This window comes from Janthinobacterium sp. NKUCC08_JDC (assembly GCF_019345575.1).
In the GTDB taxonomy this organism is placed as follows: domain Bacteria; phylum Pseudomonadota; class Gammaproteobacteria; order Burkholderiales; family Burkholderiaceae_D; genus Janthinobacterium; species Janthinobacterium aestuarii.
Genome location: NZ_JAHKQW010000012.1, coordinates 79057 through 97523, shown reverse-complemented (window position 1 = coordinate 97523; position 18467 = coordinate 79057). Strand labels below are relative to the sequence as shown.

The following is an 18467-nucleotide window of genomic DNA, read 5'->3' as shown; positions in this document are numbered from 1 at the left end:
CATTGTTGACGCCGGTGGTGGCGTTGGATTACGGACGGCGGTAGCCGCCCTCGATCCAGTTCGCGGCGGACGTCGCATTGAACTTGAACGCGGCCGAGGTGCGCACCTTGGCGATCTGTTCGCCGTCGGCGTCGTAGGCGCTCAGTTCCGCGTACGGGTGGTCTTCGTCGGGGACGATGTCGAACATCACCTTGACTTGCCCCTCGTCCGTGGCGACGAACAGGTTCTTGTGCAATTGCGCATGCAGCTGCTGCTCGTGGCGGCGCAGCACTTCCGACGCCGTCTTGACCAGGGTATTGAAGGCGTTGACGTCGAGCGGCTTCGGGTTTTTCTTGTCGCGGCCCATGGTCCACGGGCCCACCAGCGCCGGCTCCGGTTCGCCATCCTTGATCATGGCCACGGCCCAGCCTTCATCTTCCTCGTTCTTGATCACCCTCGCCGTCCAGCCATTGCCCACCCACAGGCGCGGCTCCTGGATCGGGGCATCATTGTCCTGCTCGGCTGCTTCGTCGGAAAAGTCGGGGAAATCGGTACTCATGGCGGTGCTCGTGATGGAAGGTCGGGGCTAGCATGATAGTCGAAAACGCCCGCCCGTGCCGCGTTCCCGGCGGCACGGGTGAACGTTCAACACTTCCGTCCGGCATCTTCCCACGCGACTGTCAGCACATGGACATGGCAGGCCGGTTGGGCCAGGTCAGCGGCGGGCCCGGCGGCACCCAGCGCGGGTCGATGGCCGGCAGCGGCGCATGGTAATTAAAGGGATTGATGATGATCGGCGGTATCGCCGATGGCGCACCGACGGGCTCGGCGCAGGACTGCGTGGCGCTACGCTGGCGCGTGATTCGATGGTCAGGGGGGGATAGCGATTGATCCCCGGTATCTGCAAACAAAAGCATGTTGCCCTCCTTGCGAGAGTGAGGTATTCAGTATAGGACGGCTTGCGTACATTACAAGAAAAGAAATCTTGTTCCAGATCAGCGTTTTCTGGCCTCCAGCGCCTTCCATACCGTGAAAATGACGGCCTGTCGCACGCCGCTGGCGGCAAACCGGGCGCGCCCCTACAGTGTGACCATGCAATACCCGATCACCCACACTGCGAGGCTTACCATGAAAAAACTGCTCACCTTCGTCCTCATCGTCATGCTCGCCTGCCTGTTCCTCGACAAGGTCGGCGGCAGCGACATGCACATGCAGTTCAACGGCGACGATGTCGACGGTCCGCTCGAGTGGCTGTTCGGCCTCGTGTTTGCCGGCGGCGGCTTGCTGATCGCCGCCATTGCGGTGGTGTGCGCCGCCATCGTGGCGGGCGTGGTGCTGGCCGGCGTGAGCGTAGTGCTGATCGCCGCCGTGGCCCTGTGCGTCGTGCTGGCGCTCGCGCTGAGCACGCCCGTGCTGCTGCCGCTGCTGATACCCGTCGCCATCGTCTGGCTGATCGTCAGCCGCAACCGCAAGCAGACGCAAGCGCGTCAGCACAGCCTGTAATCACTGCGCCATGAATTTGCTGAGCACGCCGTCGCCGCCGCCATCGTTCTGTTCGATGCGGTTGCGCCCGCCCCGCTTGGCCCGGTACAGCGCCTCGTCGGCGCGCGCCAGCACGGCGTCGCAATCGGCATCGGTACCGGCCATGGCAGCCATGCCGATGCTCACCGTGATGGTGATCACCGTGCCGCCATCGATGGTCAGCGAACTTTCCGCCACGCGCCGGCGCAGCCGTTCGGCAAACACGGCGGCGGCGCTCAGATCCGTGCCCGGCAACAAGATGGCAAATTCCTCGCCGCCCACGCGGCCCGGCACGTCGACCTTGCGCAGCGCCTGGCACATCAGCGCGCCCAGGTGGCGCAGCACGGCGTCGCCCACGGCATGGCCATACTCGTCGTTGACGCGCTTGAAGTGATCGATGTCGAGCATCAGCACGCTGGCGCAGCTGGCCAGCTCGCGCTGCAAGCGGGCATGCTCGTTTTCCAGCGACGCCATGAAGTGGCGCCGGTTCGGCAAGCCGGTCAGGAAATCCGTAGTGGCCAGCTGCAGCAGTTCCGCGTTCATGCGCTTGCGCTCGGTGATGTCGAGCGAAGACACCATGACGAAATCGAGGCTGTCCGCATGGCCAGGCATCACCAGCAAGCTCAATTCATTTTGCCGCGCCGCGCCATCGAGAAGCACGAAGCTGCTCTCGCACTCGTACAGGTGGGCGCCGCCAGCCAGCGCCAGCAGCGCATCGCCGAAACGGGGCAATGCACTGTCGTCGAAATTCTGCGCCAGGCTCAAGGCGCCGCGGCGCTGGTCGTCCTCGTTGGCGCGCACCTGCGCCAGCGCGGCGCCGTTCGCATCGATGATGCGCACCAGCCCCGCCAGCCGCCGCAGCGCGTCCGGATTGGCCTGGAAGTGGGCGCCCAGGTCGCGCACACCCGCTTGCTCGAGCGCATCGAGCGCGGCGCGCACGGCAGACCAGTCCTGTTCCCACAAGGCCACGGGCGCATGGTCGTACAGGCTGCGGAAACGCGCTTCGCCCGCGCGCAGGGCCAGCGCCACCTGCGCCTGTTCAATGGCCATGCCGGCCAGGTGGGCCGCCTCGCTCAGCCGCGCCAGATGCGCCGCGCCCGGCAAGGTCGGCTGGCGGTGATACGCCATCAGCACACCGAGCAGCTTGCCCGAGCCGCCACGCACGGGCTCGGCCCAGCATGATTGCAGCTGGGCACGGCACGCCAGTTCCATCGTTTCCTGCGCAGCGGCATGCAGATCGCCGACGATCACGCGCTGGCCGTCGCGCACGGCTTGCGCGGCGATGCCGTGCACGCCCTGCAGGGTGTCGAGGTCGTGGCCATGGCTGGACAGGTTGAAAAACGCGGGCAAGCTCGGCGCCGCACCCAGCACCAGGCGGTGGCGGCTTTCGTCGAGCAGCAAGATGCTGCACAGCATGGCGGGATGGTCGGCTTGCACGCTCAGCACCACGCTTTCCAGCACCCGTTCCAGCGGCGCGCCCGTGGCCAGCATTTCCAGCACTTGCCGCCGCGTATGCTCGCGCCGTTCCATCTGGCTGCGCTCGCTGATATCGCGGAAGGTCCACAAACGCGCCTGCTCATTGCCCAACTGCATGCTGCGCACGTATTGTTCGACCACCCGTCCATCGCGCAGGTGCAGCACGTCGCGCCGCTCGCGGTGGCCGTGCGGCGCGTGGGCGCGTGCTCCGAGGAAAGGCGCCGCCTGCTCGAGCTGGCTTTCCACATGGCGCACGAGCGCCGTGCCATCGGCTTGCCAGTCGAGCGCGTCGGGCACTTGCCACAGGTCGCGGAAACGCCGGTTCGACGTGAAGATGCGGCCGTTGATATTGTCGACCAGAATGCCGTCGATGGTCGAATCGAGGATGCTGCGCAGCATGGCCTGGCTGCGCTGCGCCGCCTCAGCCATCGCCAGCACGCTCGCCTGCCCCTGCTCCAGCTGGCCGGTCAGCTCGCTCGAGCGCGCCAGCGCCGCCTGGGCGCGGGCACGGCCCGCCGCCAGCAGCCAGGCCGCCAGCGCCAGCACGATGCTGGCCAGCAAACCGGTCCAGGCCACCAGACGGGGCCGCGCCAGCAGCTCGCCATCGAAGCCCGGCATGGCGCGCACGCGCAAGGTCCAGGGGCGGCCGGCGATGGTGATGACTTGCCGCGACACGAGGCTGTCCGACGCGGCAGAGGAAAAGCCGCCCGGCAAGCTGTCGTACATCAGGGTCGCCTCGGCCAGTTGCGCGCCGTCATAGATTTCCAGGTCCAGCTGGCGCGCCGCCTCGCCGCCCACGCCCGCCATCAGGTCGCCCATGCGGAACGGCGCAAACACCCAGGCGCGCAAGGCGGCGCGCCGCTGTTCCACGCTCGCATGCAGCATGCCATTGTCATACACGGGCAGCACGACGAGGAAGCCATGCGCCTGGGCGCTGCCGCTATCTTGCACCAGGTGAATCTTGCCCGTCATGGCGGCCCGCCCCGTATCGCGCGCCTGCTCGAGCGCGGCGCGGCGCACGGGTTCGGACCAGAGGTCATAGCCGAAGGCCAGCAGGTTGCTGTCGCTTAAAGGTTCCAGATAGGTGATGGGCGCATGCCAGGCGCGCTGGCCGTGCGGACGCACGGCATAGCCGGGATAGCCTTCCGCGCGCACGCTGGCCTCGTGCCGCGCCAGGCCGGCGCCGGGCAACAGCGGCAGGAAGCCGATGCCGTGGATTCCGGGAAAGTGACGGTCCACCTGCTGCACCGACAGATAGGCATGGAATTCGCGGCGCGTGACTTCCTGCGAACTGGCATACAGTCCCTGCACCCCGTGCAGCACCTGGATATAGGTCTGCATGCGGCCGGCGATGTTGCCCACCAGTTCGCGCACGCGGAAATCGAAATCGGCCTGCACCTGCTGTTCGCTGGCATCATGGGCATTGCGCCAGGCGCCGTACGTCAACCCCAGACACAGCGCCAGCACCAGCGCGGCCAACGCACGCGGTCCCACCCAGTGCGACACTGGCTTGGCAAACCACGACGAAGACGCGCGTGTAGACATGGCAGGCTGACAGGACGGACATCAAACCATTTCACGGCCAGCAACATGGCTGGCAGCGGGCTGTACAACTACCATCGGTAGTCGATGAGAATGATAGTACGTTACAGCGGGCGCCCTTGCAATGCTGAATATTGTATTAAAAAGAGCACATATTTCGTGAACGCAATGATGTGTACTCCAGGAAAATTCGATGCCATGAAAACCATCGCCCGACACTGGTATGATCGCCCCGCAATCCATTACCGAGGAGCCGCGTTTGCAGCAAGATAGCTGGCAGGGAACACTCTGGCTGGCGCCGGACTTTGCCATCTTGCATGGCGCAGCGGGCGCCACGGACAGCCACGCCCATTATGCGCACCAGCTGATGCTGAGCACGGGAGCGCCCTTCACGGCCGAGCTCGACGGCATCATCCACACAGCGCGGCACTTGCTGGTCGACAGCCTGCGCCCGCACGCCATCATCGCCGCGCCGGCACCCATGCTGACCATCTATGCGGAACCGCAGCGCCTGGGCGGCGCGGCCCTGCTGGCGGCGGCCGCCAGCGCCGGCGTACCCAGTCTCGACAGCCTGGCCGCCGCGCTGCAGGCGCAGCCGCGCGAGCGCTTGCCCGATCCCCGCCTGCTGCGGGCGCTGGACAAGGTCGATGCGCTCTTGTCTGGCAAGGTCAGCGCGGCGGAAGTGGCCGAGGCCGCGCATTTGTCGCTGAGCCAGCTGGAGCGCCTGTTCAGCGCCCAGCTGGGCTTGCCTGTGCGGCGCCTGGTGCTGTGGCGCCGCTTGCGCCTGGCCATCCGCTTCATCTTGCTCGGCAGTACCCTGACGCAGGCGGCCCACGGCGCCGGCTTTGCCGATGCCGCGCATTTTTCGCGCACCATGCGCAGCCTGTTCGGCGTGCGCGCCGACCGCAGCTTGCGCCAGCTCGACGTCAAGCTGCTCGATTGACGGCACGATTGAGTGCCTGCCGCAAGCCGGCCGGCAACTCCGGCGCGCGCACGCCCTCTTCCGCGCGGAACGGCTCCAGCAGCTGCGGTCCATAAGCGACGGGATAATCGGGACGGCTGCCGATGCCCAGGTCTTCGCCCCGCATGCGATAGCCGGGCGCGTCGAAGGCCGTGCCCAGCAGACGGTCCCAGCACGTAAAGAACAGGCCGAAATTCACGTCGCCGGCCGTGCCATACTTCATGTGGTGAAAACGGTGCAAGGGCGCCCAGGCGAACACGTGGCGCAGCGGCCCCATGCGCATGTCGACATTCGCGTGCTGCAGCAACAGCTGGATCGCCACGGCAAACGCCAGCACGGCCATGACCTTCTCCGGTATGCCCAGCAGCAGCAAGGGCAGCATGCCACCCGCCGCTTCGAGCAGCAGATGCAGCGGATGTTTCATCCAGCCGTTGAAACCGTACATGCGCTGCACGCTGTGGTGCACGGCATGCAGTTTCCACAGAAAATAATAGCGGTGGCTCAGGTAGTGCACGAGCGTGATGCCGCAGTCGGCAATCAGGATCGCCAGCAGCAGCTGCGCCCAGAACGGCAGCTGGCCCGGCCAGAACGGCCCCAGCGCCAGATGCCCGGCCAGCAGGGGAAAAGCCGCCAGGCCCAGCAGGTACAGCGCTTCATTGACGAGCGCGTGCAGCGTATCGCGCCAGCTGTCGCCGTGACCGTCGTTCCACGCGCCGTCGTACGGCAGATAGCGTTCGGCAAGAAAGGAAGTGAACAGGGCCAGCAGCAGCAAGGGCGGCAAGACCCACAGGGAATAGTGGCACACCGCGATCAGGCAAGCGGCGCCGCCGATGAAGCCGGCCCAGAACACGGGGCCGTACAGCGCGGCAAAGAGGGATTTCATGGCAAGACGCTCCTGTGGCAAAAACCACAGCATGGCTGGTCTCCCCGCCGCGCCGCTTGAAGAAACGGCGCAACCTGTTACTTCAGGGCTTTTCTCGCAGCATATTGCTGGTAGCCATTCGCGCGCAGGGCGCAGGCGGGGCAAGTGCCGCAGCCATAGCCCCAGTCGTGCAGCTCGCCCCGCTCGCCCAGGTAGCACGTATGCGTGCCGCTGCGGATCAGGTCGACCAGCGGCTGGCCGCCCAGGTCTTCCGCCAGGTCCCAGCTTTGCGCCTTGTCCAGCCACATCAGCGGCGTTTCCAGCTTCATGCGCGTGTCCATGCCCAGGTTCAGGGCTACTTGCAGGGCCTTCATCGTGTCATCGCGGCAATCCGGGTAGCCGGAAAAGTCCGTCTCGCACATGCCGCCAACCAGCACCGTCAAGCCGCGGCGGTAGGCCACGGTGGCGGCGACGGTCATGAACAGCAAGTTGCGTCCAGGAACAAAAGTGTTCGGCAAACCGTTTTCCTGCATGACGATCTCGACGTTCTGCGTCATGGCCGTATCGGAAATGGCGGAAATGAGCGACAGGTCGATCATGTGATCCTGGCCCAGGCGGCTGTCCCATTCGGGCGACTGCTGGCGCATCTGTTCCAGCACGCCGGGACGCACGGTCAGTTCGATCGCATGGCGCTGGCCATAATCAAAGCCGATGGTTTCCACGCGGCTATAGTGTTTCAAGGCCCAGGCCAGGCAGGTAGTGGAATCTTGTCCACCGCTAAAGAGCACCAGTGCGGAGTCCGTTGCTAGCATAATTTCTTTCTTTTCAGTTTTATTCTGTCCGAGTGCGTGGGAAAACATGATTCCCTGCGCAAAAAATACTTATTCGTCCGCCATCAGTTTACCTATTCCGGTAACATGCAGTCAGCATTTACTTATCTGGAGCACCATGTTTTCTGCACGACCCATACGGCATACGGCTGCCGGCAAGGCGATACGACCACGAATTTTGGCACAAGTAGTGGCAAAAGTAATGGGGCAACTGACACTGGCGGCCGCCGGCGGTGCCATCTTGCTGTTTCCTGCCGCCCATGCTGCCGCACAAGAGGCCACGCAGGATGCTGCTCCAGAGAGCGCCAGCACCACGGAAGCGGCGCCTGCCCCGCTGCAGTACGAGGTCAAGGTCAACGCGCCCGGCGACCTCGATGAGCTGCTCGAAAAAAACCTGGACCTGGAACGCTTCCGCGGCAACCCGCGCATGGACCGCGAGCAATTGCGCCGCCTCGTGCGCGCTACGCCCGAAGAAGCCAAAAACCTCATCGCCACGGCCGGCTACTATACGCCCGTCGTCACGGTGCGCGTCGATACGACGGGCGCCAAGCCCGTCGTCATCGTCGACGTCGACCCGGGCCAGCCCGCGACCATCGACAAGGTCGAGCTGGAATTGCGCGGCTTCGACCCCACGCCGCCGCTGGCCGCCAGCGAGCCCTACGATACGGAAGCGCTGAAGCGCAGCTGGGCCCTGAAGACGGGCAGCGTGTTTCGCCAGTCCGACTGGGAAGCGGCCAAGCGCGCGCTGCTGCGCGAAGTGGTGCAGACGCGCTACCCGCGCGCCCAGCTGGTCGATACGCAAGCCGTGGTCGACCCGGAAACGCACAAGGTCTCGCTGCTGGTGGTGCTCGACAGCGGCCCCGAGCTGCGCTTCGGCGAGCTGCGCATCGAAGGCTTGAAGCGCTACGACGCCAGCATCATCCGCAACCTCGACAAGATCCGTCCCGGCGATTACTACAGCGAATCGGCGCTGCAATCGTTCCAGGCGCGCCTGCAGGACACGGGCTACTTTGCCAGCGTGGAAGTGAGCGCCGACATGAGCAGCATCCTCAGCGAGCAGATCGAGGCGGGCCAGGAAAGCCAGCAAGCCGATGCCGCCGGCGCCGCGCCCGACGCCAAGCCGGCCAACCGTGGCCCCGCGCCGCAGTTGCCGCTGGTCGTGCGCGTGACGGAAAACAAGCAGCAGAACGTCAGCGCCGGTCTCGGTTTCAGTACGAATACGGGAAATCGCGCCCAGCTCAACTATGACAACCTGAACGTGTGGGGCACGCGCTTCAAGAGCGCGATCACCATGGAAACGAAGAAACAGGCGGCGCACGCCAATTTTTACTTTCCAACGACCGAGCGCGGCTACAACGACAGCGCGGGCGCCTCGTTCGAGCGCAGCGACATTTCCAACGAAATCACGGCCGTGACGACCATCTCGGCCAAGCGCAACTGGGGCGGCACCAACCTCGAGCGCAGCCTGACATTCGAGTTCCTCAGCGAAGACAAGACCGTCGTGGGGCTGGAACAGACGCGCAGCAAGAGCTTGCCGCTGACCTATGCCATCACCAAGCGCAGCCTCGACAGCCTGCTGTTCCCCACCAAAGGCTATGTCATCAATGCCCAGGTGGGCGGCGCCCTGCTGCCCGTGCTGACGGACGAGCGCTTCGTGCGCGTGGCAGGCAAGGCCGTGTATTACCGTCCGCTCGGTGAAAAGGGCGAGCTGATCGTGCGCGGCGAAATGGGCGCGCTGGGCTCAAAGGAAAAACGCGGCGTGCCGGCCGTCTACCTGTTCCGCGCGGGCGGCGACCAGTCGGTGCGCGGCTATGCCTACCAGGAACTGGGCGTCAAAGAGGGCGACGCTACCGTCGGCGGGCGCTACATGCTCACCGGCAGCGCCGAATACCAGTACTGGTTCAAGCCGAAGTGGGCCATTGCCGCTTTCTATGACGCCGGCAACGCGGCCGACACCATGAAAGCGGCCATGACGCCGAAATCGGGCTACGGCCTGGGCGGGCGCTACAAGAGCCCCGTCGGTCCCATCAATGTCGACGTGGCATATGGCCACGCCGTCCACGCCTACCGTTTGCACTTCTCTCTGGGATTCACTTTCTGATGTCCGATATGACTACCGAATCGCCCGGCGCCGTCCCTCCGCCGCCGGCGAAAAAACCGCGCCGCTGGGTGCGCTACGTACTGATCGCCGTCGCCAGCCTGGCGGTGCTGCTGGGCGGCGCCTTCTGGTTCCTGGGCCGCGAATCGACCTTGCAGATGCTGGTGCAAAAAGTGGCCAGCGCCAGCGGCGGCGACATCGAAGTGTCGGGCGTGTCCGGCTCGCTGTACAACCGCATGCACCTGGGCCACGTCAGCTACCGCAGCAAGACGCAGCACATCACGGCCGACAATATCGACATCAACTGGTCGCCGTTCCAGTTCTTCTCGGAAGGCATTGCCATCAGCGAACTGCACGTGGCCAGCCTGTCCGTGGAAAGCACGGCGCCGTCCGAGGAACCGTCGACCATGCCCACCAGCCTGGCCGCGCCGTTCAGGATCGGCATTGCCGACGCGCGCCTGGACAAGGTGACCCTGGTCAGCCCGGGCGGCAACACGGTGTTTGAAAAAATCCATTTCACCCTGTCGGGTGACAAGTCGCAATGGCAACTGGAAGACGCCTCAGCCCTGACGCCGTTCGGCCAGGCCACGGCCAGCGCGACGATAGCCGCCACGCAGCCGTTCAAACTGTCGGGCAAGGCCGGCTTGACGCAGCTCAACCCCGCCGCCGGCGAAAAACCGGCTGCCCTCGCCTTGCAACTGGGCGGCGACTTGAACGTGCTGAACGTCACGGCCAAGGGCAGCGCGGGCGCGGCCACGGCCGACGCCCGGCTGGCGCTGGCGCCGTTCGATCCCGTCATCATCCTGCGCTCGGCCAGCATCAAAGGCCGCAACATCAATCCGGGCAAGTTCGACACCACCTTGCCGCAGGCGGACCTGAGCCTGGAACTCGATGCCACCATCGACACGCGCCCCAACGCGCAAACCGTGTCGGGCAAGCTGGCCATCCTCAACCACGCCGCGCCGGGCCCCATCGACCAGCAAAAGCTGCCGCTGCGCCAGTTCGAGGCACGCCTGGGCGGCACCCTGACGGCCACGACGCTCGAGTCGGCCATCATCGACTTCGGCAACGCGGGCAAATTCACGGGCGGCGGCAAGCTTAACCGCGACGCGGCCGACGCGCCCATCGGCAATGCGCAGCTGACCTTGCACACGGACAAGATCGACTTGCAGCACATGTACAGCAGCATCAACAGCACGAAAATCGTCGGCGACATCGTGCTCGACAGCGACGGCAAGACGCAGACCCTGCGCGCCAAGCTCGGCGAAGCCAAGCTGCGCCTGGACGTGGAAGCGACCTTGGCCGACTCCTTGGTGCAACTGCGCAAGGCGACCTTGCAAGCGGGCAAAAGCAGCGTCAATGCGACGGGCCAGATCAGCCTGAAGGACGAGCAGCCATTCAAGGCCGTGGCCAGTACCAGCCGTCTCAATCCCGCCGACTTCGGCGCCTTCCCCGTGGCCGACCTGAACCTCGACGTGCGCGCGAATGGTCACGTGGCGCCCAAGTGGCTGGCGAATGCGGACTTCACCGTGCGCCCCAGCAAGCTGCTCGACCAGCCCCTGTCGGGCAAGGGCAAGCTGACGGCCGATGCGGCCCATTTCAGCGGCATCGACGTGCAACTGGCACTGGGCAAGAATAACGTGACGGCCAAGGGCAACTTTGGCGGCGCTGGCGAAAAACTCAACTGGAACGTCGATGCGCGGCAACTTTCCGCCTTGCAGGGCGACTTGCTGGGCACGGTACTGGCCAGCGGCGTGGTGCAGGGAACCATGCAGCAGCCGCGCACGAGCTTTGTTGCCGATGCGAAGGGCCTGGGCCTGACCAGTGGCAAGCGCCCTGCGCCCGACAGCGCCATCCACGCCAGCGGCGAAGTGGGCTTGACGGGAGCCAAGCAGCAAGCGGAATTGAAAATGACGGGTTCCCTGCAAAAGATCAACCCGGCCGCGTTTGGCGCATCGCTGCCCAATGGTAACGTCAATGCGGACTTCAACGGCAGCGGCCGCCTGACGAGCGACTGGCAAGTGGCCCTGAACCTGGCCCTGCGCGAATCGACCTTGCAAAACGCGCCGCTGGCCGGCTACGCCAAGCTGTCGGCCAATGCGAAACGCATCGACAGCGTGGATACGGAATTGCGCCTGGGGCCGAACAGCCTGCTGGCCAAGGGTGCGCTGGGCGGCGCCACGGACCAGCTGACGTGGAAGCTCGATGCGCCGCAACTGTCGACCCTGGGCCCCCGTTTTGCCGGCGTGCTGCATGCGGCCGGTTCCGTCTCGGGCAAGATGGATGCGCCCGCAGCCCAGCTGACGCTCGACGGCAAGGACTTGACCTTCTTTGGCGACCAGCAGTTGAAAGCCGTCAAAGGCAGCGCCAGCGTGGGCGCCGGCCAAGGCGCGCTCGACCCCATGGTCAGCAGCCTGGAAATCACGGGCTACAGCACGCCCACCTTCAAGCTGGCCAGCGCCCGCCTGGGCACGACGGGCACGCGCGGCAGCCATACGGTGAGCCTGGCGGCGCGCAATGACGATTTCGACGCCACCGTGCAAGTGCGCGGCAGCCAGAGCGGCGCCAGCTGGACGGGCACCATCGACAGCCTGCAAAACAAGGGCCGCTATGCGCTCGTGCTGCAAGCGCCCGTGCCCGTGAAAGTGGCGGGCCCTGCCAACAGCGGCGTGGCGGGCCTGGGCCAGCCCGAGCAGATCAGCGTGGGCAACACCGTCATCAAATTGCCGGCAGGCAGCATCACCATGCAAAGCCTCGTCAAGAACGGCCCCCGCTGGACCAGTTCCGGCCAGGCGGCCGGCGTAGCGCTGACCTATCTGGCGCAAGTGATTCCCGCGCTGCAAGCCAATGCGCGCAGCGACCTGACCCTGGGCGCGCAATGGTCGCTCGACATGCAAGTGCCGACGGCGAAACAGAAGGATCCATCTTTGGCCGGCATGCTGCACATTTACCGCGAAAAAGGCGACGTGACGGTGGGCGTGGAACAGCCGCTGGCGCTGGGCTTGCGCACCCTCGATGCGAGAGTGGACGTGGCCAACCAGCAGCTGCGCCTGGCCGTGAAACTCGACGGCGCGCGCGCGGGCCAGAGCGACATCAATGCCACCGTGCAAATGCTGGGCGGACGCATCAGCAACGACAGCGCCCTCTCGCTGACGGGCACCACCAATATCGATTCGCTGGCGTGGCTGGCGCCGCTGACGGGCCAGCCGGGCCTGGAACTGGGCGGCGCCTTGAAGGTGGCCCTGTCCGGCAGCGGTACCATCGGCGCGCCGCAATTGAATGGCGACATCAACGGCAGCAAGCTGCTCGTCAACTGGGCCGACCAGGGCTTGAAATTGCGCAATGGCGTGCTGCAGGCGAAGCTGGCCGGCGATCAACTGCAATTGCAGCGCCTGAGTTTTGACGGCGGCGATGGCAAGGTGCAGGCCGATGGCTGGGTACGCTTTGCGAATGGCGAGGCAAGCCTGGAACTGAAACTGCTGGCCGACCGCCTGCAAGCGCTGTCGCGGCCCGACCGTACCCTGGTCTTGTCGGGCAACAGCACCCTGGTGCGCAACGACAAACGCTTCAGCTTCGAGGGCAAGTTCAGGGCCAACCGCGCGCTGATCGAACTGGCGCCGCAAGACACGCCGACGCAAAGCAGCGACGTGGTGGTGCTGGGCAAGGAAGTCAAGGGCAGCAAGGAAGCGCCGTCGCTGCCCCTGAATATCGACCTCGAGTTCGACCTGGGCAATGCCTTCCACCTGCGCGGCATGGGCATCGACGCGGATCTGGCGGGCAATGTGCGCGCCAGAGTCATCAACCGCGCCGCGCCGCGCGTGACGGGCAGCATCAAGGTCACCAGCGGCCAGTATGCGGCCTACGGGCAGAAGCTGTCGATCGAACGGGGCTTGATCGCCTTCACGGGCGCCTACGACAACCCGTCGCTCAATATCCTGGCCGTGCGCAAGCGTCCCGAAGGCGAAGCCTTGTCGGAAACAAACGTGGAAGCGGGCGTGGAAGTGCGCGGCACGGCCCAGGCGCCGACGGCCAAGCTGGTGTCCACGCCAAGCGTGTCGGACAGCGACAAGCTGGCCTGGCTGATCCTCGGCCACGGCGCGGAAACGGCGGCCGGCGATGAAATGGCCTTGCTGACGACGGCGGCCGGCGCCCTCTTCGGCGGCTCCGGCGGCGGCCTGCAAGGCAAGCTGGCCAATTCGCTGGGCCTCGATGAAGTGGGCCTGTCGCAGGCGCAAGGGCTGGAAAGCACGGTCGTCACCGTCGGCAAGCGCCTGTCCTCGCGCGCCTACCTGACGTTCGAGCAAGGCACGAGCACGGCGACGAGCCTGGTCAAGCTCCGTTATAAGCTGAACCGCCGCATCACCTTGCAATTCCAGACGGGCACGAACAATGCGCTCGACGTGTTGTACACGTGGGCGTTTGATTAGATTGGCGGCCAACCATGTTGTCGGATTACGCGGGGCGTTGCCCCGCTAATCCGACCTACGTTCCATGTGCATGCGCGTAGGTCGGATTAGCGGCGCAGCCGCGTAATCCGACACCAGCAGAAACACAAAGGGCGCCGCGGCGCCCTTTTTCATCAATACTGCAAACAGCTTACTCGGCCACGTCGAGCCCCCGCTCGATCATGCCTTCGACGTAGGCGCGCAGATACTGTTCCAGCGCGGGGCCGGACAGCACGTTGGCCGTCAGCGCGCCGTGCGGCGAGCCTTTCAGCACGCCGTCGTGGTACACGCGCGCAATCCAGGCCACGTCCGCGCCCTGGGTATAATCGAGTTCATAGTCGAACGATTCTCCGCTGACTTTGCGTGTGTAGACTTCCTTGACAATTGCCATCTAAAACAGCCTTTCTTGAAGAGATTAACTGGGGTGCGGGTGCGGCACCGGATCGTCCTGCGGCACCGGGTGCACGGGCCCCGGCTGGCGCCCGGGCGCTTCTTGCGGCTCCGGCGCCGGCATGGGTTCATCGACGGGCGCCGGGTCGGGCGCGCGGTGGCTATGGATGACTGACATGGCTGGCCTCCCTGCAGACAAAGGAAGACCATACCACGAGATGCGCGCCGCTGCCCTTATTTGCTTGCAGGCTTGGCGTCGGCGGCTGGCGGCGCCGCGTTCTTCACATATTTCTCCAGCCAGTTGTTGCTTTCATACAGCATCTGCATGATCGATTCGCGCGCGCGGTAGCCGTGGCTCTCGTTCGGCAGCATCACCAGGCGCGCCGTGCCGCCCAGTCCCTTGACGGCCTGGAACATGCGCTCGCTCTGGATGGGGAAGGTGCCCGAGTTGTTGTCCTGCTCGCCATGAATCATCAGCAGCGCATCCTTGATCTTGTCCGCATAATTAAATGGCGACATGGCCTGGTAGACGGCCGGTGCCTGCCAGAACGAGCGCTCTTCCGCCTGGAAGCCAAACGGCGTCAGGGTGCGGTTGTAGGCGCCGCTGCGGGCGATGCCGGCGCGGAACAGGCGCGTGTGCGCCAGCAGATTGCCCGTCATGAAAGCGCCATATGAGTGGCCGCCGATGGCGATGCGGTTGCGGTCGGACACGCCGCGGCGCACCACTTCCTCAACGGCAGCCTCGGCGTCGGCCACCAGCTGCGGCAGATAGGTGTCGTTCGGTTCCTGCTCGCCATTGCCGACGATGGGGAACGATGGATTGTCGAGCACGGCGTAGCCCATGGACAGGAAGGCGGCCGGGCCCCAGTAGCTGACGGCATTGAATTTGTACGGCGAACCCTTGGTCTGGCTGGCGGCGCTGGCCGTCTTGAATTCCTGCGGGTATGCCCACATCAGGGTCGGCAGCGGGCCGTCGCGTTTGACGTCATAGTTCGGCGGCAGCATCAATGTCGCCGTCAAGTCCACGCCGTCGGCGCGCTTGTAGCGGATCAGCTCTTTCTGCACGTCCTTCAATTGCGGCAGCGGATGGGGGAAATGCGTGAGGGCCGTCAATTGCGCCGCGCCCTGCTGTTTCAGGTTGCGCACATAGTAATTCGGCTGCTCGGTCGGCGATTCGCGCGTGGACAGCAAACGGCTGCCATCCTCGTCCAGCACGGCCACCACGTTTTCATAGTAGGGTGCGGCGCTCTGGAACAGGCGCTGCTTCTGTTTCGTCGCCAGGTTCAGGCGGTCGATGAAGGGACGGTCGCCTTCCTTCGACGCGCCCTGGCCGTCGAGCAGGATGGAGTTGTCAAAGGCGATCAGCAGGCGCGGCAAGCCGGCCGCGTCGGCGCGCATGACGGGCTGGCCCGGATCGTTGTAGCGGTCTTCGAACGATCCCGCATACACGAGGTCGGCCGGCGCGGAAGGTTGATCTGGCGAAATTTTCCACTGCTTGACGGCGCGCGTCTTGTACCACGCTTCGCTGAGCAGGGCCAGGTCGCCACGGCCCCAGGCCACGCCCGCATAACGCGAACCGAGCTTGGCCAGCACGGCCGGCTTGGCGGTGAACGGCGCCGCCTGCGTGTAGACGATGTCGCGGATCTCGACCGCCTTGGCCGGGTCGCCGCCATCCTGCGCTTCGGCCCACACCAGGGTGGCTGGCGCATCAACCCGCCAGCTGACGGAGCGCACGCCGGCGGACACGGCATCATTGCCTGGCGGCAGGCCTTCTTCCAGCGGCAGGGCCGCCACCGCATGCACCACCTTGCCATTCAGGTCGCGCACGTCGATCTTGTGGGCAAAGTCGGAGGCCGGCACGATGTAGGAATACGGACGCACGATGCTCGTCGTCAGCAAGTGCTTGCCATCGGGCGAGGCCGCCACGCGCGAGAACTGGCCCGGCTGGCCGACGAGGCGCTGCTTGCCCGCCACGTCCAGCAAGGCCAGCTGCACGGTGATGTAGTGCTCGAACAGCTGTGCATCCTGTTCGTTTTTCAGCAGGTCGGGATAGGTGCGCAATTGCTTGACGCCGCCGCCCGGCACGCTGTCCTGGATGGACGGGCCTGTCGGAATACCGCTCGCCACGGGCGCCGCGCCCAGCTTGGCCGGTTTCAGTTGCACCAGCAAGGTCTTGCTGTCTGGCAGCCAGGAAAAACCGCGGCCATACACGGTCGACAGCGCTTGATTGCCCAGCTTGCGCGCCGCTTTCGTCTGCACGTCAAGCAGCCACAGTTCCACGCCCGATTCCTTCACGCCCTTGGCGGGGTCGGCATAGGCGATGTGCGTAAACGCCAGGTAGCGCTGGTCGGGCGACCAGGCCAGGTCGGCGATGCGGGGCGAGGCGGGCAAGCCGCTGACCTTGATTTCCTTCTGCGTATCGATGTTGAGCAAGCCCAGTCCCGTGTGAAAACTGAAACGGCTGGCCGAATACGTGCGCGGATTGATGCGCAAGCCCGCCAGTTTCAGTTCCGGCTGCGCCACTTCGCTGATGCTGGGCAAAGATGGCGTGGGCAGCACGGCAGCCAGGTTCCGTTTCGGGCTCAGGCTCAGGGTCGGCGCGCGCGGCGCATCGACGATGGCTTGCAGAGGCGCTGGCGGGGCTTGATACGCGCCATCTTGCGCCATGGCCAGGGAAGACGAGGCCATCAGGCCGACAGTGATGGGCAGCAAAGGCAAACGAGTAGACATGGAACTCCAGTGTATGAAGGTGGCGACAACAAGCAAGCGCACCGCACCGCTCATGGCGGCGCTGTGTGACAGGGCATAGTGCGTTCATGCCATGTAAATGTCAACCAGCAACTTTTACCGTTTGACAAGCATCGCCGCCCGTCCCCATCTGGCTTACAATCGCTGTTTTACCCGCACCCGATTGCCTACATGGAAACCACTACCCTCGCCCTGCTGTTCCTGGTCCCGCTGCTGGTCTGGCGCATTTATTCGCGCCTGAAAAAACTGGTGGCGCGCCAGAAGTCGCAGCTGTGGCGCCACTGGAGCGTGGCGGTCGTCTTTCCAGCGCTGCTGCTGTTCCTGGCGACGACGACGAAATTCGAGCTGTTGCCCCTGTCCAGCCTAGGCGCGGGCGCGCTGGCCGGTGGCTGGCTCGGCGTGCTGGGCTTGAAGCTGACGCGCTTCGAACAGGTTGGCAAAGACTTTTTCTTTACCCAGCACCGCTATCTGGGACTAACCATCACGATGCTGTTCATCGCCCGCCTGCTGTACCGCGGCATGCAAATCTATATGAACACGCGCCTGGACGTGCCCGTGCCGCCGCCACCGTTCGGCCAGAGTCCGCTGACCATGGCCGCCTACGGCCTCGTCATCGGCTACTACGCCGTGTATGCGTGGGGCCTCGTGGGGGGGGGGGGGGGGGGGGCCCCCCCCCCCCCCCAACAAACCGCTGCAGGCATCGGAGTAAGTCACATCAGTCAGTAGTACTGGCACAGACCGGTACACGTCGTCACCGACAGCGCCTGGCGTATCGCCGCCAGCGCCGGCGCCAGGGCCGGATCGAGATCCTTGTCCCCATCGGCCAGGCTGGTCAGCAAACGCTCGCGCAAGGGCGGCGCCATCAGATTGGCATTCGCTGCGGCGTGCTGCGCCGCCGCTTCCAGCATCCGCTTCTTTTGCGCCACGTTCCAGAACGGCACTTGCACGAACTGCACCACGTTCACAAACATGGTGCTCGATCCCTTGCTGAAGGCGCGGGCGCGCATGCGCTCTGTACTGCTCACCTCGGGCAAGGGCTGGCTGCTGAACTCCTTTTCCATCAAGCCAATCAAGTGCGCATGGCAATGCATGCCAAAGGCGAACAAGGCGGCCATTTCATCGCCGTAATCGGCCAGGTTCCGCGTCACCTGTTCCCTGCGCGCCTGCTGCAATTCGGCGCCCGACAACGGCAGCGGCCGCGTGAGGCCAAATTGGTAATAGGACTTGCCCAGATTGGTGCTCCGTTCGCACAGGGCTACGCTCTGATTCATGTCTTGCAGCGCCGCCACGGGCGCCTGGAACAGGCGCGGGCCATCGGCAATATGGGCAAACAGCTGCGCCACGCCAGGGTCGCCCAGGCGCGGCAAGCCGCTTTGCGGCGTGGCCTTGGCCATCAGCACTTCCAGCTGGCCGCTCGCTTGCTGGAAATCGGTATAGCTGTCGGCGAAGGCGGCGGGCGCCACGAGGGCGGAGGAAAGGCAAAACAAACGGCCGAGGCGGCGCAGCGGCATGGAAATGGACAGGGACATGAGATCAGGAAAACACTATTGGATAACTGGCAATTATAGGCAATCTGTATCCACAGTGTATTTAATTGCTTTTACGCCAGCATTTT

At 65.0% G+C, this 18467-nt stretch carries 14 protein-coding genes; 5 read left to right on the top strand and 9 right to left on the bottom strand.

Annotated features, from left to right (window positions below; genetic code table 11):
* Positions 1-28: 28 nt before the first annotated feature.
* Together KO538_RS22850 and KO538_RS22845 are read right to left on the bottom strand one after the other, a co-directional pair.
* Positions 29-538, bottom strand: coding sequence for a hypothetical protein (locus tag KO538_RS22850; RefSeq protein ID WP_034753470.1), 510 nt, complete (start codon positions 536-538; stop codon positions 29-31).
* A gap of 121 nt (positions 539-659) precedes the next feature.
* A complete protein-coding gene (locus KO538_RS22845; RefSeq protein ID WP_072457088.1) occupies positions 660-896 on the bottom strand; it encodes a hypothetical protein in 237 nt (78 codons plus the stop codon).
* Between the two features lie 211 nt (positions 897-1107).
* On the opposite strand from KO538_RS22845, the gene KO538_RS22840 reads away from it, so the two are divergent.
* Positions 1108-1482 carry a hypothetical protein gene (locus KO538_RS22840; protein WP_051991406.1) on the top strand — a complete coding sequence of 125 codons (375 nt, stop codon included), beginning with the start codon at positions 1108-1110 and terminating at the stop codon, positions 1480-1482.
* On the opposite strand, the gene KO538_RS22835 is transcribed toward KO538_RS22840, so the two are convergent.
* On the bottom strand, positions 1483-4521 hold the full coding sequence (locus tag KO538_RS22835) for a CHASE domain-containing protein (RefSeq protein ID WP_257620515.1): 3039 nt from the start codon (positions 4519-4521) through the stop codon (positions 1483-1485). It lies immediately after the preceding gene.
* 220 nt (positions 4522-4741) lie between these two features.
* Here KO538_RS22835 and KO538_RS22830 point away from each other — a divergent pair, with 220 nt between their 5' ends.
* Positions 4742-5461 (top strand): AraC family transcriptional regulator, encoded by a 720-nt coding sequence (locus KO538_RS22830; RefSeq protein ID WP_072457084.1) that lies wholly within the window; start codon positions 4742-4744, stop codon positions 5459-5461.
* On the opposite strand, the gene KO538_RS22825 is transcribed toward KO538_RS22830, so the two are convergent.
* Both KO538_RS22825 and queC read right to left on the bottom strand, forming a co-directional pair.
* The gene (locus KO538_RS22825; protein WP_219329735.1) at positions 5445-6362 is read right to left on the bottom strand and encodes a sterol desaturase family protein; all 918 of its coding nucleotides are present in this window, start codon (positions 6360-6362) and stop codon (positions 5445-5447) included. The two genes, KO538_RS22830 and KO538_RS22825, sit on opposite strands and share 17 nt — an antisense overlap.
* A 77-nt stretch (positions 6363-6439) precedes the next feature.
* Complete coding sequence (queC, locus tag KO538_RS22820) at positions 6440-7153, bottom strand: 7-cyano-7-deazaguanine synthase QueC (RefSeq protein ID WP_219329734.1); 714 nt, start codon at positions 7151-7153, stop codon at positions 6440-6442.
* 220 nt (positions 7154-7373) lie between these two features.
* On the opposite strand from queC, the gene KO538_RS22815 reads away from it, so the two are divergent.
* Positions 7374-9272: an autotransporter assembly complex family protein gene (locus KO538_RS22815; RefSeq protein WP_219329733.1), complete on the top strand. Its 1899-nt coding sequence runs from the start codon at positions 7374-7376 to the stop codon at positions 9270-9272.
* On the top strand, positions 9272-13696 hold the full coding sequence (locus KO538_RS22810; protein ID WP_219329732.1) for a translocation/assembly module TamB domain-containing protein: 4425 nt from the start codon (positions 9272-9274) through the stop codon (positions 13694-13696). Before KO538_RS22815 ends, KO538_RS22810 begins: the two co-directional genes overlap by 1 nt.
* Positions 13697-13865: 169 nt before the next feature.
* Here KO538_RS22810 and KO538_RS22805 read toward each other — a convergent pair whose 3' ends face one another.
* The 3 genes from KO538_RS22805 to KO538_RS22795 are packed head-to-tail and all read right to left on the bottom strand — an operon-like array spanning position 13866 to position 16834.
* The gene (locus tag KO538_RS22805; RefSeq protein WP_034753464.1) at positions 13866-14105 is read right to left on the bottom strand and encodes a hypothetical protein; all 240 of its coding nucleotides are present in this window, start codon (positions 14103-14105) and stop codon (positions 13866-13868) included.
* Positions 14106-14129: 24 nt separating this feature from the next.
* Positions 14130-14282 (bottom strand): hypothetical protein, encoded by a 153-nt coding sequence (locus tag KO538_RS22800; RefSeq protein WP_181877959.1) that lies wholly within the window; start codon positions 14280-14282, stop codon positions 14130-14132.
* A 56-nt stretch (positions 14283-14338) separates the two neighbouring features.
* On the bottom strand, positions 14339-16834 hold the full coding sequence (locus tag KO538_RS22795; RefSeq protein WP_257620513.1) for a S9 family peptidase: 2496 nt from the start codon (positions 16832-16834) through the stop codon (positions 14339-14341).
* A gap of 189 nt (positions 16835-17023) precedes the next feature.
* Here KO538_RS22795 and KO538_RS22790 point away from each other — a divergent pair, with 189 nt between their 5' ends.
* Positions 17024-17578: a hypothetical protein gene (locus tag KO538_RS22790; RefSeq protein WP_257620512.1), complete on the top strand. Its 555-nt coding sequence runs from the start codon at positions 17024-17026 to the stop codon at positions 17576-17578.
* Here KO538_RS22790 and KO538_RS22785 read toward each other — a convergent pair.
* On the bottom strand, positions 17572-18381 hold the full coding sequence (locus tag KO538_RS22785) for a hypothetical protein (RefSeq protein ID WP_219329731.1): 810 nt from the start codon (positions 18379-18381) through the stop codon (positions 17572-17574). The two genes, KO538_RS22790 and KO538_RS22785, sit on opposite strands and share 7 nt — an antisense overlap.
* Between the last annotated feature and the right edge of the window lie 86 nt (positions 18382-18467).

Coding starts and splice junctions, on each gene's coding strand:
- KO538_RS22790 (WP_257620512.1), top strand. CDS start 17,024: ATGGAAACCACTACCCTCGCCCTGCTGTTCCTGGTCCCGCTGCTGGTC.
- KO538_RS22825 (WP_219329735.1), bottom strand. CDS start 6,362: ATGAAATCCCTCTTTGCCGCGCTGTACGGCCCCGTGTTCTGGGCCGGC.
- KO538_RS22840 (WP_051991406.1), top strand. CDS start 1,108: ATGAAAAAACTGCTCACCTTCGTCCTCATCGTCATGCTCGCCTGCCTG.
- KO538_RS22800 (WP_181877959.1), bottom strand. CDS start 14,282: ATGTCAGTCATCCATAGCCACCGCGCGCCCGACCCGGCGCCCGTCGAT.
- KO538_RS22810 (WP_219329732.1), top strand. CDS start 9,272: ATGTCCGATATGACTACCGAATCGCCCGGCGCCGTCCCTCCGCCGCCG.
- KO538_RS22815 (WP_219329733.1), top strand. CDS start 7,374: ATGGGGCAACTGACACTGGCGGCCGCCGGCGGTGCCATCTTGCTGTTT.
- KO538_RS22845 (WP_072457088.1), bottom strand. CDS start 896: ATGCTTTTGTTTGCAGATACCGGGGATCAATCGCTATCCCCCCCTGAC.
- KO538_RS22835 (WP_257620515.1), bottom strand. CDS start 4,521: ATGTCTACACGCGCGTCTTCGTCGTGGTTTGCCAAGCCAGTGTCGCAC.
- KO538_RS22795 (WP_257620513.1), bottom strand. CDS start 16,834: ATGTCTACTCGTTTGCCTTTGCTGCCCATCACTGTCGGCCTGATGGCC.
- KO538_RS22805 (WP_034753464.1), bottom strand. CDS start 14,105: ATGGCAATTGTCAAGGAAGTCTACACACGCAAAGTCAGCGGAGAATCG.
- KO538_RS22850 (WP_034753470.1), bottom strand. CDS start 538: ATGAGTACCGATTTCCCCGACTTTTCCGACGAAGCAGCCGAGCAGGAC.
- KO538_RS22785 (WP_219329731.1), bottom strand. CDS start 18,381: ATGTCCCTGTCCATTTCCATGCCGCTGCGCCGCCTCGGCCGTTTGTTT.
- KO538_RS22830 (WP_072457084.1), top strand. CDS start 4,742: ATGATCGCCCCGCAATCCATTACCGAGGAGCCGCGTTTGCAGCAAGAT.
- queC (WP_219329734.1), bottom strand. CDS start 7,153: ATGCTAGCAACGGACTCCGCACTGGTGCTCTTTAGCGGTGGACAAGAT.